Source organism: Gallionella capsiferriformans ES-2, assembly GCF_000145255.1.
Lineage (GTDB): Bacteria > Pseudomonadota > Gammaproteobacteria > Burkholderiales > Gallionellaceae > Gallionella > Gallionella capsiferriformans.
In genome coordinates this window covers 1,715,669-1,735,462 of the sequence record NC_014394.1, presented here as the reverse complement: position 1 = coordinate 1,735,462, position 19,794 = coordinate 1,715,669, and the positions used below count along the sequence as shown (strand labels likewise).

At 53.5% G+C, this 19,794-nt stretch carries 17 protein-coding genes; 12 read left to right on the top strand and 5 right to left on the bottom strand.

From position 1 onward, the window contains the following. Nucleotides 1-60 precede the first annotated feature (60 nt). The 4 genes from GALF_RS15320 (at nucleotide 61) to GALF_RS07905 (ending at nucleotide 6,019) form a co-directional block, all read left to right on the top strand. Nucleotides 61-1,677, top strand: a complete 1,617-nt coding sequence (locus GALF_RS15320; RefSeq protein WP_190274060.1) for a hypothetical protein — start codon at nucleotides 61-63, stop codon at nucleotides 1,675-1,677. 143 nt (nucleotides 1,678-1,820) lie between these two features. Next, nucleotides 1,821-3,842, top strand: coding sequence for a TonB-dependent receptor plug domain-containing protein (locus GALF_RS07915; protein ID WP_013293545.1), 2,022 nt, complete (start codon nucleotides 1,821-1,823; stop codon nucleotides 3,840-3,842). 6 nt (nucleotides 3,843-3,848) lie between these two features. After that, nucleotides 3,849-4,583, top strand: coding sequence for a YecA/YgfB family protein (locus GALF_RS07910; protein WP_013293544.1), 735 nt, complete (start codon nucleotides 3,849-3,851; stop codon nucleotides 4,581-4,583). 53 nt (nucleotides 4,584-4,636) lie between these two features. Next, the gene (locus GALF_RS07905; RefSeq protein ID WP_013293543.1) at nucleotides 4,637-6,019 is read left to right on the top strand and encodes a tetratricopeptide repeat protein; all 1,383 of its coding nucleotides are present in this window, start codon (nucleotides 4,637-4,639) and stop codon (nucleotides 6,017-6,019) included. A gap of 34 nt (nucleotides 6,020-6,053) precedes the next feature. Here the strand turns inward: GALF_RS07905 and GALF_RS07900 are convergent, their stop codons facing one another. From GALF_RS07900 to GALF_RS07880, 5 genes are read right to left on the bottom strand one after another with little or no spacing between them, the layout of a single operon-like run. Beyond that, nucleotides 6,054-6,527 carry a HoxW protein gene (locus tag GALF_RS07900; protein ID WP_013293542.1) on the bottom strand — a complete coding sequence of 158 codons (474 nt, stop codon included), beginning with the start codon at nucleotides 6,525-6,527 and terminating at the stop codon, nucleotides 6,054-6,056. Continuing rightward, entirely contained in the window at nucleotides 6,527-8,008 is a 1,482-nt protein-coding gene (locus GALF_RS07895; protein ID WP_013293541.1) for a Ni/Fe hydrogenase subunit alpha, read from the bottom strand. The genes GALF_RS07900 and GALF_RS07895 overlap by 1 nt, the downstream gene beginning before the upstream one ends. Nucleotides 8,009-8,018: 10 nt before the next feature. Continuing rightward, on the bottom strand, nucleotides 8,019-8,567 hold the full coding sequence (locus GALF_RS07890; RefSeq protein ID WP_013293540.1) for an NADH-quinone oxidoreductase subunit B family protein: 549 nt from the start codon (nucleotides 8,565-8,567) through the stop codon (nucleotides 8,019-8,021). Nucleotide 8,568: 1 nt separating this feature from the next. Then, complete coding sequence (locus GALF_RS07885) at nucleotides 8,569-9,279, bottom strand: 2Fe-2S iron-sulfur cluster-binding protein (protein ID WP_013293539.1); 711 nt, start codon at nucleotides 9,277-9,279, stop codon at nucleotides 8,569-8,571. After that, a complete protein-coding gene (locus GALF_RS07880; RefSeq protein WP_013293538.1) occupies nucleotides 9,266-11,146 on the bottom strand; it encodes an NAD(P)H-dependent oxidoreductase subunit E in 1,881 nt (626 codons plus the stop codon). The genes GALF_RS07885 and GALF_RS07880 overlap by 14 nt, the downstream gene beginning before the upstream one ends. A gap of 140 nt (nucleotides 11,147-11,286) precedes the next feature. Here GALF_RS07880 and GALF_RS07875 point away from each other — a divergent pair, with 140 nt between their 5' ends. From GALF_RS07875 to hypF, 8 genes are all read left to right on the top strand, one after another. After that, the gene (locus tag GALF_RS07875; protein WP_013293537.1) at nucleotides 11,287-11,880 is read left to right on the top strand and encodes a HupE/UreJ family protein; all 594 of its coding nucleotides are present in this window, start codon (nucleotides 11,287-11,289) and stop codon (nucleotides 11,878-11,880) included. A 1-nt stretch (nucleotide 11,881) separates the two neighbouring features. Next, nucleotides 11,882-12,223, top strand: a complete 342-nt coding sequence (hypA, locus tag GALF_RS07870) for a hydrogenase maturation nickel metallochaperone HypA (protein ID WP_013293536.1) — start codon at nucleotides 11,882-11,884, stop codon at nucleotides 12,221-12,223. Nucleotides 12,224-12,412: 189 nt separating this feature from the next. Beyond that, nucleotides 12,413-12,916, top strand: a complete 504-nt coding sequence (locus GALF_RS07865) for a Csu type fimbrial protein (RefSeq protein WP_013293535.1) — start codon at nucleotides 12,413-12,415, stop codon at nucleotides 12,914-12,916. A 24-nt stretch (nucleotides 12,917-12,940) separates the two neighbouring features. Further along, on the top strand, nucleotides 12,941-13,684 hold the full coding sequence (locus GALF_RS07860) for a fimbrial biogenesis chaperone (RefSeq protein WP_013293534.1): 744 nt from the start codon (nucleotides 12,941-12,943) through the stop codon (nucleotides 13,682-13,684). A gap of 150 nt (nucleotides 13,685-13,834) precedes the next feature. Next, nucleotides 13,835-16,030, top strand: coding sequence for a fimbria/pilus outer membrane usher protein (locus tag GALF_RS07855; RefSeq protein WP_190274059.1), 2,196 nt, complete (start codon nucleotides 13,835-13,837; stop codon nucleotides 16,028-16,030). Continuing rightward, complete coding sequence (locus GALF_RS07850) at nucleotides 16,027-16,479, top strand: Csu type fimbrial protein (RefSeq protein ID WP_013293532.1); 453 nt, start codon at nucleotides 16,027-16,029, stop codon at nucleotides 16,477-16,479. Before GALF_RS07855 ends, GALF_RS07850 begins: the two co-directional genes overlap by 4 nt. Before the next feature lie 129 nt (nucleotides 16,480-16,608). Then, complete coding sequence (hypB, locus tag GALF_RS07845) at nucleotides 16,609-17,424, top strand: hydrogenase nickel incorporation protein HypB (protein WP_013293531.1); 816 nt, start codon at nucleotides 16,609-16,611, stop codon at nucleotides 17,422-17,424. Then, nucleotides 17,373-19,715 carry a carbamoyltransferase HypF gene (gene hypF, locus GALF_RS07840; RefSeq protein ID WP_223293683.1) on the top strand — a complete coding sequence of 781 codons (2,343 nt, stop codon included), beginning with the start codon at nucleotides 17,373-17,375 and terminating at the stop codon, nucleotides 19,713-19,715. Before hypB ends, hypF begins: the two co-directional genes overlap by 52 nt. Nucleotides 19,716-19,794 lie beyond the last annotated feature (79 nt).

Here is a 19,794-nt window from a genome sequence, read left to right as displayed (position 1 = left end):
GTAGGTTTATACGAAATTCTCGTTGAGTTACGAGAGGGCGCAGTTACCGGGCGTGCAATCATGGAAATTTCTGCTGTCACATCGTCAACCAATCCGGTCAATAGCATTTTTGCGACGACCGGTTCGCAGCGCGTCGAATTTTCAATTGTTACGCCGGTCACGACAAGTTCGATCAGCGTCGATATCTCAACGCTAGGGCAGTTGCTCTCTGCCACTTCGATTCTGAATAATACGCTAGGTGCAAGCGGTTCTACCGTCAGTTTTGGTACGGTGGTGGCGGTCACGCAGCAGCTTGTCAATGCCTTCAATGATTTTTTGCAAAGCCAGCAAAGCACGTCAGGCGTCTCCATCGGTAGCCTGTTTGAGCAGATGCTCAACACGTCAGGGAACGCAGGAACCTCGATTTTCAGCAATTTGTCGGCTGTAGGTGTTAATTTTCAGGCCGCAACAAGCCAGGATGTGCCGGCACAGATGACGATTGATTTTCAACAGTTGCAATCCGCTTACACTGCCGATCAGGCGGGCACTGTCGCAACCTTGCTGGCCGCGAGCCAGTCTATCGGACAGTTTGCTGCACAGCTGGCGGGTGCAGTCACGCAAGCGGATATGCTGACGCAACTCGGTACGTTGCAGACTGAGGCGACCAATGCGGCGGGAGCTGTGTCGGGCACCGCTGCATCAGGTGCAGCGGTATCAGGTGCAACAGGTGCAACAGGTGCAACAGGTACAACGGGTACAACGGGTACAACAGGTACAACGGGTACAACAGGTACAACAGGTACAACAGGTACAACAGGTACAACAGGTACAACAGTTACAACAGGTACAACAGGTACAACAGGTACAACAGGTACAACAGGTACAACAGGTACAACAGGTACAACAGGTACAACAGGTACAACGGGTACGACAGGTACGACAGGTACGACAGGTACGACAGGTACAACAGGTACAACAGGTACAACAGGTACAACAGGTACAACAGGTACGACAACAGCTACAACAGGTACAACAGGTACAACAACAGGTACAACAGGTACAACAGGTACAACAGGTACAACAGGTACAACAGGTACAACAGGTACAACAGGTACAACAGGTACAACAGGTACAACGGGTACAACGGGTACAACAGCTACAACAGCTACAACAGCTACAACAGGGACAACAGGGACAACAGGGACAACAGGGACAATAGGTGCAATCGTGTCTGGTACGGCAGGGATTTCAGGTGCAGAGGCTGTTGTTGGTACAACGGTTTTGGGCACTACTGCGGCTGGCACCACTGTTTTGAGTGCTGCTGTTCCCGGCACAGTGGCAACTGCCACAAGCGCGACGCTTGATGCCGCACTCATTGCCGGCACGCTACCTGTTTTTCTGACTTCTCCGGCGCTAGCCGAAACGCCCGGCCTGCCGGCAGGTTCGGTGCTATCAGCAACACAAGCCGCGTTCGCGCAGTCAGCCGTGGCGAACATCGTACGCAATTCAGTCTTGATCAACCCGTTGATCGATTCGAGCAATCCGGCCATTGCCGCCGCCATCGCTGCTTATCATATGGTCGATGGCATTTTCGATACGGCCTGGCCGCACGATGGCGGTGCACCTCCTGAGATTGACTACAAGGAAATTCGGGCTATTTCCGGAATGGGGCGCATCAAACTGGATTTGACTGCATAAGCATTCTATTATTTTACATCCTTGGGTTCGGGGCGATCGTGTATGATACCGCTCGGGATTTTCTGAATTTCACTGAGAATCAGACATCCCTAAATTCAGGCGGGCTCCAGCGTTGAGCACCCCATATAGACTCAGGGAATAAGATGTTACACACGCGCAATCTATTAACAACATTGTTTTCTTGTCTGTTTTCGCAAGCGCTTTACGCGGAAAATTCTGCCAGTGAAACTGATTATTTTCAGGATTTTCCGGTAGTTTTGAGCGCCTCACGCCTGTCGCAGCCCTTATCTGAAGCACCCAATGCGATGTCGGTGATCGATCGTAAAATGATCACGGCGTCCGGATTCAGAAGTATCCCCGATTTGTTCAAGCTGGTGCCCGGTATGTATGTCAGCTACTACAAAGGCGGCCAGGCCATTGTTTCGTATCACGGCTCGTCTGACCAGTATGCACGGCGCATGCAGGTGTTGATCGACGGCCGCAGCGTCTATATGGCACCGGCCAGTACGGTGGATTGGGCTAATTTGCCGATCACCATCGATGATATCGAACGCATCGAAGTGATCCGCGGGCCGGCCGCTGCATCGCATGGCGCAAATTCAACGCAGGGCGTGATCAGTATCACCACGCGCGATGCAGGCGCGATTCACGGTCGTCAGCTCTCCCTTACGCGCGGTGCCAAAGGCATCAACGATGTCGCCGCCCGTTTTGGCCATCACGGTGAGCAGCTCGATTACCGTATGACTGTGGCGTACAGTGCGGACAACGGTTACGACAACCTGACTGCGCCGCCTAATAGTTTGACTCTCGCTCAGGCAACGGCAGGAGGTTTGCTCAACAACAGCAACGATAGTAATCAGGCGCGCATGCTCAATTACCGTGCGGATTACCATCCCAACGGTATTGATCGCTTCGATATTCAGTTCGGTTTTAATCGCGATGTGCAGACTGCCGGCTGGACTGACAGCTTTGGGAATCCTAATCATGATCTGATCTCGAATTCAAACTATGCGCAGCTGGGATGGATACGAGCGCTTGACAACAGCGACGAATTCAGTGCGCGCTACTACCATATGGGGCAGCAGCAATCAGAGCTATTCACTGTGCTAACGCCAGCCACAAATACCACTCAGACAAGTCGCGATGAAATCGAGTTACAGCACACGGTGCATCTGACCGAATCGAATCGTCTGGTGTATGGTGGCGCATGGCGGCGGGATCAGGTGGCCGGACAAGGCTATTCCCCCGCCTTGTTTTTTATTTACGGCGCATCGCCAACTTATTCGTCTTCATTAAGCACCAATGAATATCGATTGTTTGCCCACGATGAATGGCGTATCAATCAGCAACTGCTGCTCAATACCGGTGCGATGCTCGAGCGCGATGGCTTGGGCCATGAGAATTTGTCTCCGCGCGTTGCCGTCAATTATCACCTAACCCCGCAACACACTCTGCGTATGGGCGCGTCTGTTGCTTATCGCACACCCGCGCTTGCAGAGTTACACTACAGACAGCTCAATCCAGGTGTTTTGCTGGTGCCAAGTCAGACGATTACTTCACCCGGATTGGTGCCTGAAAAAGTATTGTCGCGGGAAATCGGTTATCTCGGAGAATTTTCGGCGCTGGCCACTTCACTCGATCTGCGTGTATTCAGTGATCAGTTGGGACAGGGGGTGTATGTTGGGGCGACAAAATTTGAGAATGGATATACAGCTGCCTATCAGGGTATTGAAGCGACTATCAAACACTCGATGGGTGACAACAGCGATCTGACAGCTAATTTTGCGCACGAATTGGCACATAGCAATGCGGCCGCACTGACGATAGGCCCCGGCTTGCTCTCAACGACGGATGTGCAGGCTACCAGTACGCCGAGAAACAGCGCAAGTTTGTTGTATTCGCGTCGTTTTTCTCATGATGTGAGCTTCAGCACTGCTTACTATTATCAAGATGCCTTGCAAGCTTATATGCGCAATACGGTCGATCATCAGTCGATGCAGCGGCGTACCGATATACGACTGGCAAAAGTCTTTAATCAGGGTAATGGCGTCAAAGGGGAGGTCGCCCTCGTGCTGCAAAATGTATTCGATATGAAGTACTCAGAATATGTCGCCAATAACGTTTTTAATCGCCGCAGCTATGTGACGCTGACGCTGAACTGGTAAATTCCTATGTCTGCAATAAAACCACCCGTGACGCCGCCTTATCTTACCGATGAAGAAATGGATGAGTTAGGCAATTTCCTGATTTCCGATGCAACCTCGGATGAAACCATGATGCTCGATCGTCTGGACGGTTTTTTGACCGCGCTCGCGAGTGGCCCCTTCATGCCGGCAAACAACGTCTGGTTGCCGCAAGTTTGGGGCCCCGCGGTGCAGGATGAGCCGACATTCGCAAGTTATGCGCAGATGGAGCGGATTACCGCGCTGATCATGAAAAATCGCAGCAGTATCGTGCTGCGTCTGCGCGAGAATCTGGATACGTTTGATCCTGTCTTTGACAGCGCAGTCTATCCTGACAGTGAGCGCGAGTTTGTCGATGGCGAAATGTGGGCTTACGGTTACATGACCGGGATCCATTTACAGCGCGAGGCGTGGCAGCGCTTTTTTGATGACTCGCAAAGCGCCGAATTGCTGCGTCCGATTTATCTGTTGGGCACCGAAGAATTAGATGCGGACGCCGAAGCGCTGGTTGAATCGCCCGCTCAGCGCGAAGCGTTATCCATGCAAATTCCCGAGAGCATTGCGGCAATCTACCGGTTCTGGCAGCCCTATCGCGTTGCAACCCCTGTGCCTGTCAGCCATTTTCAACGCGAACAACCCAAAATTGGCCGTAATGAAAAGTGCCCTTGCGGCAGCGGGAGAAAATTCAAAAAATGCTGTGGCGTCAGCAACGAGTCTGAATAACGCCATGCGTCCAGATCGCCTGTAGTTAACTGTAATCGCCGGGAGTCGTCATTTTGCGCCGAATATTTTTATCTTTTTTGCTGGCCGGGGCTGCGCAGGCCGATGAAATGGCGGCCCCGCCGCCCGTTGCGGCTCAGGATGCGCAAATAAAGGTTCAGGCTGCAACAAATCCTCCTGCGTCCTTGTTTGAAGCGGATACCTTGCGCAAACAACGTGCGCCGCTGGAAATAGCGCTGTTGCGCGCGATGGTGCGCGATTCGAAGGTGGAAAAGGGGTTTTTTAACAGCCTTTTTTCATCCAAGGTCAATCAGTCGGATATCGATTTGCTGACGGAGATGGATAGTTTCATCGATCGATTTGCAGAGCTTGCCGAGACGGCTGAAATTTATCAGTTGAAGTCGCAAATTAATTTGCGCATGAATGCCTATCCTCAGGCCGCCATTAACGAACTGATGCTGCTGGCCGCCTACCCTGATTCCTCTTTTGTCCTCGAGGCTCAAAAGGAATTGCATGCACTCTCCGATGACAAGCTGAAAAAGCATGAGTTGATACTCAAGGTAATGAGCGACACCGCAAAATCTCTGAGCGGCGATCAGGAGCAGCGGGTCGCGACCTATCTGATTTTTTTGGGCAGTTTGCGCGAAGCGGATTTCGCCGCAGCGATTGCCGCTGAATGCGCGTTGTTTTTGGCGCGCAATCAGACTTTTCTCGATGAAGATAAGATCGAACATGCGCTGGCGCATCAGAAGATGTTGTACAGCCCTGAAATGGCCGTCTTTCATTTTAAAAAATTGCTGGCACTCTATCCGGCAAGCCCCCTTCGGGCTGACAGCCAGTTATCTGTCGGGCTCATCGAGCGGGAAGCGCTGAAACGTTATGCGGAAGCCGTCGCGAGTTTTAAAACGGTGATAGCGGATTTTCCCGACGCGGACGAAGCGCGGCAGGCTCATGAGTCGCTCGCCAACACCTATGATGAGAACTTGCGCGATTACGTTAATGCGATTGCCGCCTATGAAGCGATTGCCTCCCGCTACAAAAATGACGCCGTGGTGCTGCGCAGTTTGCAGTCGCTTGCGCGCCTTTATCAGGATAAGACGCATCAGCCGGCACAGGCTTTAGCAACCTACCGGCGCGTGTATGATATTTTCAAAGGGCGCGAAGGATTGGCGGCACTGGTCAAGGCGCAAAAGATCGCGGTCAGTCATTTGAGTGATTGGAATCAAGCCATCGAGATCAACGATCTGATCATGCGCGCGTACCCTGATAGCGATGAAGCGGTCACGGCGCTGTACGGCAATGGCGTCATTTATGAAGAGAACAAGAAAGAGATTGAGCATGCCACGCGGCTCTATCAGGATCTGATCAACCGTTACCCGCAGCATGAACTGAGCAAGGATGCCAAGCGGCGCATCAATACGTTAACGCAAAAAAAGTAAGCCGGTATTGCGCCGGTTGCCGTGTCGTCAGATATTAAAGGGGCGTCACAAGGCTGTCCCAGACCGATATGTCGGGATTTATCAGCAATCTGCGGGTAAATTCAAGTGCTTCTGTGAGATTGCAAAGCGACTCAGCCGTGGGTGCTTCGCCCAATTCGAAGGCGTGGCCGCGTATGCATAAGATAAATGATGCGGGGGGCGCTTCGTTGTAGAACTGCCCGTAGACTTTGAGCAGTGCTTCGGGTGCCAGCGCGTGGCTATAGAGTACCGCGTCATTATTTTCATGCGCACGGCTAAAGCGGAAGGGCGCTGGCGTATCCATGCCGGCATCGATAAACAGTACGATTTTCCGATCCTTCATATCCATCGCGTGTTCAATCTGCAACTGAAAGTCTTCCAGACGTTCGATTTGCGCCGTGTCCTGTAGTTGACGCAACAGCAACGGGCCTAAGGCATCGTCGCCGCGCGACTCGTTGCCGACGGCAAAAATTAGAACGGGCGCGGTCATTATGCGCAAAAGCGCCCGTCGCCTGAACGCGACAGATAGGACAGGCGCGCACCCGACTCATCGAGCACTTCGATTTCCAGCGGCATTTTCCCCAGCGCGTGCGTTGCGCAGGACAGGCAAGGATCGAATGCGCGGATGGCCACTTCGATGTGATTGAGCAGCCCTTCGGTGATCTCGTGGCCGTGCAGATATTGCTGGGCCACCCGGCGCACCGCTTCATTCATCGCCTGATTGTTGTGGGTAGTGGAGACGATCAGGTTGCACATGGTGATCAGATCGTTTTCATCGACCCGGTAGTGATGGATCAGCGTGCCGCGCGGTGCCTCGATGACCCCCACGCCCTCGAAGCCACGCTCGCCGGTGACCATCAAATCGCTGCCGGTGATGTCATCGTCGTGCAGCAGATCCTTGATCATTTCGGCTGCATGCAGCATCTCGATCATGCGCGCCCAGTGGTAGCCTAACGGCGCATGCATCGGCATCACGCCGCTATAGGCCATGAACTCCCTGCGTTCTATTTCAGCCAGCGGCGTTGAAATAAAGTCGCAATTTTGCACGCGCGACAGCGGGCCTACCCTATACCAGCCTTTTTCAGCGCCCATTGATTTTAAGTAGGGGAACTTCATGTAGCTCCAGTTTTTCACCTCTTCGGCAATCAACTCGCTGTAGTGATTGTAGTCGACGCCATCAAACAAAATATTGCCGTTGTCGTCCCGCGCGCGCAGTCTGCCGTGATACAGATCCAGCGATCCGTCCATCCCGACCATGGACATATAGTTAGCGCGAAACGCCCCGAAACTGTTGTAGAGTTCGGGATTTTTATGGTGCAACTCCTTGACCAGATGAACCGCTTCGCGGCTCCACGACACCATCTGGTAGATGTCTTTGAGTAACTCATCCCGTTCGGCAATCGACAGCGATTTATTGACTCCGCCCGGTACTGAGCCCGTCCCGTGGATGCGTTTTCCCGCCGCGTGACGAATCACCTCCTGACCAAATTTGCGCAGCAGGATGCCGCGTTTTGCGGTCTCAGGATATTTTTCTGCAATGCCGAGGATGTTGCGTTTGGAGATGTCGCTGTCAAAACCGAACAACAGATCGGGTGAGCACAGATGGAAGAAGTGCAGGGCGTGAGATTGCAGTATCTGGCCGTAGTGCATCAGGCGGCGCATTTTTTCGGCTGTCGGTGTCGGATGTTTTGCGCCGACAATGGCGTCCAGCGCCTTGCTCGCCGCTAGTTGATGGCTGACCGGGCAGATGCCGCACAGCCTTTGCACCATTACCGGCACTTCCCAGTAGGGGCGACCCTGAATGAATTTTTCGAAGCCGCGAAACTCGACGATGTGCAGGCGAACCTGATGAATCTTGTTCTTGTCGTCGAGCAGGATGGTCACCTTGCCGTGGCCTTCGACGCGTGATACCGGATCGATGGCGATGCGGCGCAGATTTTCCGGATTTGCAGCAGTTTCTAAAGAAGTCATCGTGATTCCCTTAATCGTAATGAATCAGGCCATGGCCCAGTTCAGGCTCACGACCTGCCAGCAGGTCGGTCAGCACTTTCCAGATCGCATCTCCCGATGGCGGGCAGCCGGGAATGAAATAATCGATCTTGACCACCTCGTGTATCGGATGCACCTGATTGAGTGGCAGCGGAAGTTCCGGGTCGTTCGGGATGAATCCGTCCACCAGGCCATGCTGCGCGTGATAGACCTCTTCGAGGATGGTTGAGAGGGCAAGATGATTTCGCTGTGCCGGTAACCCCCCGTTAATGGCGCAGGCGCCCAGTGCTATCAGGGTGGTGCAGTTGGCGCGAAATTCGCGCAGCACGTGAACGTTTTCAGCATTGCACAGGCCGCCTTCAATAATGCCGATGTCGCACGGGCCGCAGGTCTTGATATCGGTCAGCGGGGAACGGTCAAATTCAATCAGCTCCACCAGATGCAGCAGGCGCTCGTCGATATCCAGAAAGGACATGTGGCAGCCGAAGCAGCCTGCCAAGGAAGTGGTGGCGACCCTTAATTTTTTTACCGGTGCACTCATTTTATTTCCCCTTAGGGTGTGGCGTTGCACTGATCGGCTGCTCGTCAAAACTGCGTTCGCCGATCGGGATTGCGAATCCCACCCGTTTTTTGAGGATGACGCCCACCGGACAGACCTTTGCCGCTTTGTCATTGCCGCTAAACTCGGTATCTGCCAGTTCCCCTGATTTCGAATTGACGATGAGATGGCTGTTGATGCCGCGTCCTGCCAGAGCGAACACGTTCTTGCCATCCACATCACGACTGGCGCTCACGCAAATCGAGCACAGAATGCAGCGGTTGAAGTCGAGCAGATAGTCCGGGTGTGAGGCGTCTATCGGCCGGTCCGGATAAAAATGATCGAAGTGTGACGACATCATATCCAGCTCGTAGGCAGTGGCCTGCAACTGACAGTCGCCGCTCTTCTCGCAAGACGGGCAAAAGTGATTACCTTCGACAAACAGCATTTGCAGCAGGCTGCGCCGCTCATCGTTCAATTCTTTGCAATCGCTTTCTACCACCATACCCGCTTGCGGCTTTTCGGTGCAGGACGCCACTTGCCGGCCCTTTATTTTCACGGTGCATAGTTTGCACGAGCCATGCGGCTTGAATTCCGGGTTGTAGCACAGATGGGGGATATACACGCCGGCGGCCATCGCAGCCTGAATGATGGTTTGTTCATTCGTGTAGGGTATCGTTGCGCCGTCCAGAATAAAGGTATTACTTTGCGTCATGATTTTTCTCCAGATGAGCGCCTGCATCGTCGCGCCCCGTCATTTGGCGCGCCTGCGACAGGGCGGTGTCCAGATCGAAAGCCGGCACAAATTCCTGATGGCTCAAACGACACTCGTAAGCCGGGCGGAATTTGGCAAGCGTATGCAGAACTGGGTTGCATGCGGTGCGACCTAGTCCGCAATGACTCGTCGATTGCAACAGCGAGTCGAGTTTCTCAATCTCGGCCAGATCATAGGGCGAGCCTTGTCCCTCATTGAGCTTATCCATCAGGTTGGAGAGCAAGGCGGTACCAACGCGGCAGGGTGTGCAGAAGCCGCAACTCTCATGGGCGAAGAAGTGCACGAAATTGCGCGCCACTTCGAACATATCGCGGCGCTGATCGAACACCATAAAAGCGCCGGCTGTCGGAATGTCGTCAAACGAGATGCGCCTGTCAAACTCATGGGCTGCGATGCACATCCCGGACGGCCCGCTAATCTGCACCGCCTGGGTGTTTTTCGCCCCGCAATCTGCCAGCACTTGAGCGACGGTTACGCCAAAGGGATATTCGTAAATACCCGGGTAGTCGCAGTCACCCGACACCGAGAATAGTTTGCTACCGCTGGAATTTTCAGCGCCTATCCCCGCGTACCAGGCGCCGCCGTGCAGCGAGATCAGACTGGTTGATGCAAACGTTTCAACGTTGCTCACGACAGTCGGCTGGTTCAAGTAGCCTGCGGTAACAGGGTAAGGAGGCCGGTTGCGCGGCGTACCGCGTTTTCCCTCCAGAGATTCGATCAGCGCAGATTCTTCGCCGCAGATATAGGCGCCGGCACCCAGATGAATCTCGATATCAAAGTCGAACGCGGCTTGACCCAAGATGCGGCTGCCCAACAGATTTTGTTCGCGACGCCGTTGTAACACCGCCTGTAAAGGTGCCAGCAGGTAGCGGTATTCACCGCGCAAATACAGGAAACCCTTTTTAGCGCCGATGACGTAGGCGCACAGCGTCATGCCTTCAAACACCAGGTCGGCATAACTGTTGAGCAGTACGCGATCTTTGAAGGTGCCAGGCTCGCCTTCATCGGCATTGCACACGACATAATGTGCATCCCCTTTTGCATTGCGGCAAAACTCCCACTTCATGCCGGTGGAAAAACCGGCACCGCCGCGTCCGCGCAATTTTGAAATTTTGATTTCCTGTAACGTGGCATCGGCCGCGCGGTCAAGACCCGCAGGATCAATCATGTGGGCAATATAGCCTTGAGAGGCCTGTGCCGTGGCGGCCTCTCCCCGGATCAGCGCGGCCTTGAGTGCCGAGCCTGCCTGAAAATTACTGTTAAGCAAAATGTCGCGGCGGCGGATGTTGTCTTCGATGGCAAAAAATTCTGCCGGCCAGTCCGATACGGGCACCCGCTCGCGTATCAGTTCGCAGATACGATCTACCTTGTCCTGTGTCAGGCGGTTGATGGCGATATTGTTGACCAGCATCGCCGGCCCCTGATCGCACATGCCCGTGCAAGACGTGGTATTGACCCAGAGCAGACCGTCTTCGGAGGCTTTGCCAGGTTCTACCCACAGCTGGCTGCACAGGCGCTGCATCAGATTCTGATTGCCCGCCATGCGATCGGTGATGTTGTCTGAGAACAGTACGCGGTATTCACCGTGCGGACTCAGATACAAAAAAGAATAGAAGCTGGCAACGCCTTCAATCATCGCGCGCGGCAATTTGAGTGCGGAGCTTAGATAATCGATGGCGTCCGCATGAATAAAACCATGGATTTCCTGAGCACCGATCAGTATTTGCAGCAGGCTGTTCGGGTTGTGACTGTGGTGTCGTAGTATCGGATCAAGATACTGTTCATGCATATTGAGTGAGCTGACCATGAGTTTGCTTCCTATGGTGACTAGCGGGTGAAAAATATTTTTCAGCACGGGCGATTTTACGCGCTTGAAAACTGATTTGATAGTGTCGATTTATCATCATACAATCACACGCTTCTGTTACCTCATTTTAAGGAACTGTCATGACACTATCGTTGCGTATGCAATCGATCATCTTTTTTCCGCTACTGCTGGTGATGCCTGAGTTAGCTCAGGCTCATACGGGTATTGGAGAATTTTCCGGTCTGGCACATGGCATGCTTCATCCATTTTTAGGTCTGGACCACCTCGTGGCGATGATGGCGGTCGGGTTGTGGGCAACGCAGTTAGGCGGGCGTGCACTCTGGTTAGCGCCGAGTGTTTTTGTGCTGGTCATGGCGCTGGGCGGGATGTTTGGGGTGGCCGTTAATCCGCCGCACTTGATTGAGGGTGGCATCCTGGCCTCTTTACTTGTACTGGGGGTACTGATCGCGGCATCAATCCGCTTGCCTTTGTACGCCAGTTTGGCATTAGTCGCCCTGTTTGCACTCTTTCACGGTTACGCGCATGGTGCTGAATTACCGCATAGCGTGTCAGCGATGAATTATGTGCTGGGTTTTATGTTGTCGACCGCCATACTGCATTTGTCAGGTATTTTAATGGCAACATGGCTGGTGAAAAACGGAGCTGCTTATTGGTTGCGACTGGCAGGGCTGTCGATTGCCGTGTTTGGCGGCGCACTGTGCATCGCAAATTAAGATGCACGAAATGTCGCTGGCAGAAAATGTGTTGCGACTGATTGAAGAGTCTGCGCGCACCCAGCAATTTAAACGCGTCCGTTCTGTGGTGCTGGAAATCGGGAAATTATCGTCTGTCGAACCCGATGCGATGCGCTTTTGTTTCGATGCGGTGGTCGCTGATAGCATCGCACAGGGGGCGAGGCTGGAGATTATCGAAACCCGGGGGGAGGGGTGGTGCACGTCGTGTGCATGTACTGTGCCGGTGGCGGCGCGCTATGAGCCTTGCCCCCTGTGCGGCGCCTATCAAATCAGTATCACACAAGGCGATGCGATGCGGGTTAAGGAACTGGAAGTCGAGTAGGGCAGGCTTGTAAGCCTGTTCGCGTTCACTTGGATGAATGGCGCCTAGGCCGGAATGCATAGATATTTAGGCATATTGTTATTAGGTATCAGAAGGATATAAAGTTAGACATCCGTTGCGGCAGGTAAGGCCTGCAAGATTTAAATGACGGGAAATGGTCTATATTTTAATTTATATCTGGAGATAGTCATGAAAACTTCAAATACCTTAAGACTGCTGACGGCGCTTGCATTAACCGTTGGTTTTACCACGGCGCAAGCGGCTACCCTCACCGCTACGCTGAACAATACCACCACAGTAAGCAGCAGTTGTGCCATGGCGTCAGGCGGTGGGCTGGCCTTTGGTGCCTATACCAGCAATCAGCTGACGCCCTTAAATGCGACGACGACGGTGACGGCCAATTGCTCGTTGAGTACCCCTTACAGCATCTCGATGGATGGGGGGTTGCATACGGGCACGGCATTTCCTAATGTACGCGCATTGACGAGCGGCGCACTGGCGCTGGCCTATTTTATTCGCATGGATAGTCAGGTCGGTACGTTATGGGGTAACAACGATGTTCACGGCGGGGTAAAGAGTGGTACCGGCACCGGTGTCGATCAGGCCTATACGGTGGCAGGCAGTATTTCAGCTTCACAGCCCGCCTCGTCAGGGACTTATACTGATACGGTGGTTGCTACAATAACTTATTGATATATGTAATATTTCCTATATATCATGAGATCTAATTTTGAACAGTACAATTCAGCGGCCAAGTTTGGAATTTTGGCCGCATTTTTTTTCTCCACCTGTGTTGAAGCTGCACAATTTAGTGTCAATCCGGTGCGCGTCTATCTGGACGGTAAGTCGAAATCAGGTTCTCTGGTTGTTGAAAATTCCAGCGATGAAGTGGTGACGATACAGGCGATGCTCAATTCCTGGTCCCAAGAGAATGGCCTCGATAAAATTCAGCCTACCGAGGACTTACTGGTTTCTCCGCCCATTTTTAAGGTTCAACCCAAGTCCAGGCAAGTGGTGCGAATCGGCTTTTTAAAAACGCCAGATGCGACCCGTGAGGGGAGCTATCGCCTGTTTCTTCAGGAAGTACCGCCACCCAGAAAACCCGACGAACAGGGGTTGGGTGTCTCGCTCAGGATGTCGTTGCCTATTTTTGTGGCGCCTCATGCGGGCAATCACCAGGCTGTGCTCAAATGGACGGCCCAACCCGTTGATGATCACAATCTCAAGCTCTCTTTAGCCAATTCGGGCAATGCACATATTCAAATCACAGCCATTAGCGTCAGCTTGCCGGACGGTTCCTATTTGGCAGGTAGCCCGTCGATGATGACTTATATTCTTCCCGGTCAATTTCATACTTGGGACTTTAAAACAGATAAGCCGTGGAAAACAGGTGCACTGCGTGTGATGGTGAAGTCAGATGCAGCAGCACCCGGGGTGGAGACAGAAGTAAAATCCGAGTGAACGTTTCATATGCTGCTGCTCCGTAGATCAGGCAGGGCATTTTGGTGTGGTATTTTTTTTTCGCTGCTCGGTGCAAGCTGTGCGATAGCTGATGAGTTTCCTTTCACGCTACAACTTTATTCAATTAAAGTTAACGGTCAAGACATGGGGATGGGAACGATCCTCTATTCGCAATCGGCTGGGTATTTTGCGCGGGCAGAGGTTCTTGAACAATGGGGATTGAATCCAGTTGATTCAACACCGGTCAAATCGATGAATGTAGATTATTACCCGCTAAGCTTCGCCCAAGGGTATCGATTTAAACTCGACGAGGCCAATCAGGAGCTGGCGCTTGAATTTGACCCTGCCGCATTTAAGCCCAACATCTTTGCGAGTCAGCAGGAGCGCACAGTGTCTAGCCTGCAGGAGACGGGTGGCTTTTTAAACTATGATTTTTATGGCACAAACAACCGTTCGAGTAACTTGAATCAAACGCAAATTAACGGTCAATTTGAACTGGGTCTGTTTAACCGTTGGGGCGCGGGGCTGAGTAATTTTGTCGGTCAGAATTTATACAGTAATTTGAATCAGGTAAATCTATCGCCTAGGCTAATCAGGCTCGAAACCAACTGGACCCGGGATTTTTCGGAAGAGCGCAGGAGTCTCGTGTTGGGCGATGCCAATGGCAGAAGCAGCATTTGGGGGCGGCCTGTCAAATTTGCCGGGATTCAGTTCGGCACCAATTTTGCAACACAACCGGGCTTTGTGACGATTCCGCTGCCGGCCTTTACAGGAGAGGCGGCGCTCCCTAGCATGGCCGAGGTGTATATCAACGGTAATCGTCAGATGAGTCAGGCCATCACCCCGGGCCCTTTTCAGATCAATAATTTTCCCGTTATCACAGGATCCGGTGAGGCAAAAATCGTCGTCAAAGATATGCTGGGGAAGGAGCAGGTGATTACTCAACCATTCTATCTGACACCTAATTTATTGCGTCCCGGCGTCGAGGATTACACGGTTGAACTGGGCTTAATACGCAATAACTTTGGACTCGAGAATGCGAATTATGGCAGGCCGATGCTAGTCGGAACGCAAAGGCGAGGGCTGAGCGATAAACTGACTACAGAGTGGCGCCTAGAAGTGTTGCCGGATCAAAAAACGGCGGGATTAGCGGCGACCTATATTCCCCCGGTATCGCTGGCGCTCACCGCCGCCGCCGCAGTCAGTAACAGCCAGATTGGCAATGGCAATTATTTTTTGCTGGGTGTGGATCATCAGGCGTTTGGCGGAATCAACTTTGGTGTGCGTGCGCAGTCAGCCAGTAATCACTTTACTCAGTTAGGTCTTAGCGTGCCGGGTCAGATGCAGCGACTGACGGCGAATATGGGGTTTTATACGGGACTAGGGTCCTTTGGTATTAGCTATACCTACCAGAAAACCGGCGTGTTGCCGATAGGCGAATACATAACGACGAGCTATTCAAAATCGATAGGTGGCAAGGCCTCCGTTTCGTTGTCCTTGTTTAGTGCGCTCAGCGGGCCTGCCAATCAAATGGTCAGCTTGTTTTTAGCGTATCCGCTGGATAATGGCATTTTTGCCAGCACTAACTTCATTTCGCAGCAGGGCGCGCAAAATACGACGGTGCAGATGCAAAAAAGTGCCCCCTTCGGTGCCGGTATCGGTTTTAGAGCACTGGCAGGCGGCGGTCAGGTCGAACGCGAGGAGGCCGGCATAACCCTGCAGACCGACTATGGTAGCTATATTTTTGATGTCGGGCGCATGGGGCGCCTGAACAGTTATCGCTTCACCGCTAACGGCAGCGTCACATTTTTGCAAGGGAATGTGTTGATGTCACGTCGGTCATACGATAGCTTTGTGTTAGCTCAAGTGCCGGGATTTGCAAACGTACCGGTTTATTTGAATGGACAACTTGCCGCGCACACCGATCGTGACGGGAATGCCATTTTGCCCGGACTGCCTTCCTATCAAAAAAGCAGGATTACCATCGACACGAAGGATTTGCCGATTGAGGCGCAAATCGAAACAAGCGAGGCGTACGCGACGCCGCATTACCGCAGCGGCGTCAGCCTGAAGTTTTCAGTCCAGCTCTCTATAGGCGCGCTGGTCAGATTCGTTGCCGAGAATGGTCAGCCCTTGCCCAATGGCACGGTCATCACCATAGAGGGCAGCACGGATGAATTTCAGGTCGCTTTACTGGGCGAGGCCTATCTGACCGGGTTGGCGAAGAAGAGTCGGATCAAGGCCAGTTGGAACAACCAGCAGTGCGACCTTGAAATCAATCTGCCGGAAAATCCGGGGCCCTTGCCGCATATCGGTCCCTTGTTATGTAAAGGAATACAGCCGTGAGATTCATTCTTTCTGTGTTGCTTGCGTGTACGTCCTGCGGTGCGGAAGCGGTCTGCAATATATCCGTCACCAATGTGGCTTACGGCGCTTATACCCCGGCGAGTTACGCACCCCTTGATGGGATGGGAAATATATCGGTCGCGTGCGATGCGGCGCAGGGGCAGGCTATTGCGTATACCATTGTGCTGAACAGCGGAAGCAGCGGCGCGTATGGCGCCCGGAAAATGGGCTATGTCGGGTATGTCATTAATTACAACAACTATCTTGATGCCGCGCGTACGAAAATTTGGGGCGATGGCAATGCGGGAAGTCATATTTTATCTGACAGTTACAGCGGGGTTGGCGGCCTGAATGTCAGAAACTATACGGTTTACGGGCGAATTTTTGGCAATCAGGCAATTCCTGCGGGAAACTATAGCGATTCGATCATCGTGACGCTGAGCTATTGAATTTTTCGCTGAATCATTTGCGAGTGGAGTACACTCAACAGCGCTCTTTTAGCGTCATTAAGCTGCAATGTGGCTAAGGTAGCTTCGGTTTACAAGTGTCCGGTGACAGAATTGCAAAGGAAAGTTTTTATGTGTGTAACGTGTGGTTGTGGCGTCGGTCAGACGCTGATTGGCGGTCATGTGCTTCGTCAGTCCAAAAAATCGGGCGCGACATTGAAATTTCGCGCGCCTCAGGCAATTGAACCTTTGCCGGCAGTTGAACCCGCAGAGATTCAACCCTCGCGCATGATTAAAATCGAGCGCGATATTCTTGCCAAGAACAACGATTATGCCGCTGAGAATCGGCGGATGTTGGCCGATCATGGCATCTTCGCACTCAATCTGGTATCGAGTCCCGGATCTGGCAAAACGACTCTGCTGGTTAAAAGCATTACGGCGCTCAATGGCGGGCTCCCCCTTGCCGTGATCGAGGGCGACCAGCAGACCGAAAATGATGCCGAGCGAATTCGTGCCGCAGGGGCGCCGGCGATTCAGATCAATACCGGACGCGGCTGTCACCTGGATGCACTGATGGTGGGGCAGGCGATGCATCAACTGAACCTGTCTGATAACAGTCTGCTGTTGATTGAAAATGTTGGGAATCTGGTGTGTCCTGCCAGTTTTGATCTGGGCGAGGCGCACAAAGTGGTGATCTTGTCGGTGACCGAAGGGGAAGACAAACCACTCAAGTATCCTGATATGTTTCGCGCTGCCGATCTGATGATCTTGAACAAGTGTGATTTGCTGCCCTACCTTGAGTTTGATGCGGATCTGGCCATCGACTATGCGCGTCGCATCAATCCTGAGTTGCACGTGATACGTCTGTCTGCAACTACTGGCGAGGGAATGGCTGAGTGGCTCGACTGGATCAGAGCCGGATGCAAAAGGATGAGCCGGCAGGCATGACGGTTTGCGCTAAAATTCGCGTGTCAGGTCAGGTGCAGGGCGTGGGTTTTCGCCCCTTTGTCTACCGTCTGGCGCATGAATTGGCGTTGGCAGGTTGGGTGCGCAATGACAGTTGCGGGGTTGAAATTTGCGTTGAAGGCGAACGAGAACGCATTTTAAACCTGATCGCGCGCCTGCAAAGTGAGCCACCTAAGCTTGCCCGCATCGAGCAGGTCAGCTACGAACTGACGCCACAGGTATTTGATGTGCAGGGCTTTAGCATTCTGGCCAGTCGGGGCGGAGTGATGCAAACCAGCATTGCGCCCGACATGGCGATTTGCCCTGATTGCCTCGCCGAATTATTCAATCCCGCCGACCGGCGTTACCGTCATGCGTTTATCAACTGCATTCATTGCGGGCCGCGCTACACGCTGACCCGGCGTATGCCCTATGACCGCGCCAACACCAGCATGGACAAATTCGTGCAGTGTCCGGCGTGTCAGCGCGAATATGATGATCCCGAAACGCGTCGCTTTCACGCGCAGCCTAATGCATGTCCTGCTTGCGGTCCTACGCTGCAATTGTACGATGCTGATTTTCAGCCGGTTGAGACGGCGGATCCGCTTGTCCAAACAGCAAGCTTGCTGCGCGCCGGGCAGATTGTCGCCCTCAAAGGGGTGGGCGGATTTCATCTGGTCTGTATGGCAGATAATCAGGCGGCGGTTAACCGGCTGCGCGCTTTAAAGCAGCGCGACGAAAAGCCGTTTGCGGTGATGGTGCTCAACACACGCTCGGCACAACACTATGGGGTGGTCTCGGCGGATGAGGCGTTCCTGCTCGAGACAGGGGAGCGTCCTATCGTGCTGCTCGGTAAACACCCCGCCTGCGATGAAGATTTGCCTTGTGTGGCGCCTGATTTGTCTCATATCGGACTGCTGTTGCCTTATACGCCGTTGCACTACCTGTTGTTTCATGAATTGCTGGGGCACCCCGACGGGATTAACTGGCTACAACAGGCTACGAAGATTGCGCTTGTGATGACCAGCGCCAATGCGGGCGGCGAGCCGCTGGTGATCAATGATGACGAGGCACGAGCCTCCCGTCTGGCGGACGGGTATCTGACCCATGATCGCGATATCCTGCATCGCTGCGACGACAGCGTGATGCGGGTGGTGCCACAGGCGCCAAAATTTCAATTCATTCGCCGGGCACGCGGTTATACGCCGCGCCGGATTCTGTTGCCCTTCGCGGCACCGTCCGTGCTGGCGCTGGGTGGCGGGCTTAAAAATACCGTCTGCGTGACACGGGGGAATGAAGCTTTTGTCTCGCAACACATCGGCGATCTGGATCATGCCGGTGCGCGCGCCATGCTGGATGAAACCGTCACGCACTTGTGCGACATCTTCGATGTTGAGCCACAGTGCGTGGCGCACGACCTGCATCCTGATTGCTATACCAGCCAATATGCGGCAAGGTTTGCCGCCGCGCGCGGTGTGCCGATGATTGCGGTGCAACATCATCATGCGCACATCAATGCGATCTGTGCCGAGTACGCTGTCACTCAGCCCGTCTTGGGATTGGCCTTGGATGGCGCGGGCTGGGGGACAGATGGGACATCTTGGGGCGGTGAGTTGCTGCGGGTATCGGGGGCCCAGTTTGAACGGTTGGGGCATCTGGCCGCTGTGGCGCTGCCGGGCGGGGATCGTGCCGCGTGCGAGCCTTGGCGCATGGCGTCAGCGGCGTTATTTGAGATGGGTAAGGGCGCGGAAATCCTTCAGCGTTTTTCGAATCAGCCGGCAGCCCCCACGGTTGCGGCGATGCTGGCTCGGGGGCTTCATTGTCCTCAAAGTTCCAGCATGGGGCGACTGTTCGATATCGCTGCCGGATTGCTCGGCGTGAGTCAGATTCAGCACTATGAGGGGCAGGCGGCGATGCATCTCGAAGCGCTGGCCGTCAGACAAGGCGAAGTTAAGCCTTTGGACGGCGGCTACAGGCTGGCAGAGAATGGGGTGCTGGATTTTCAGTCCCTCCTTCGCCAGCTCGCCAGCTGCAACGATCCGTCTTTCGGCGCGGCTTTGTTTCATGCGACTATCTCCGGCGGCCTAATCGCCTGGGTATCCGATGCGGCGCAAAAAACGGGTATCGGTTGCGTGGCGCTGGGCGGCGGCTGCTTGCTCAACAGCCTGTTGTCGGAAGCCTTGACAAGTGGTTTGTCGAAACAAGGCTTGCAGGTGTTGAGCGCGCAATTGCTGCCGCCTAATGACGGCGGAATTTCACTTGGACAGGCCTGGGTTGCGATCAATCAGCGCTAAGCCTGCGGAAATTAAGCGCTGTACAAGCGATTTTTTTACTCTGTCTTGTGTCAACGACGTTGACCTGACCGGGTTGATG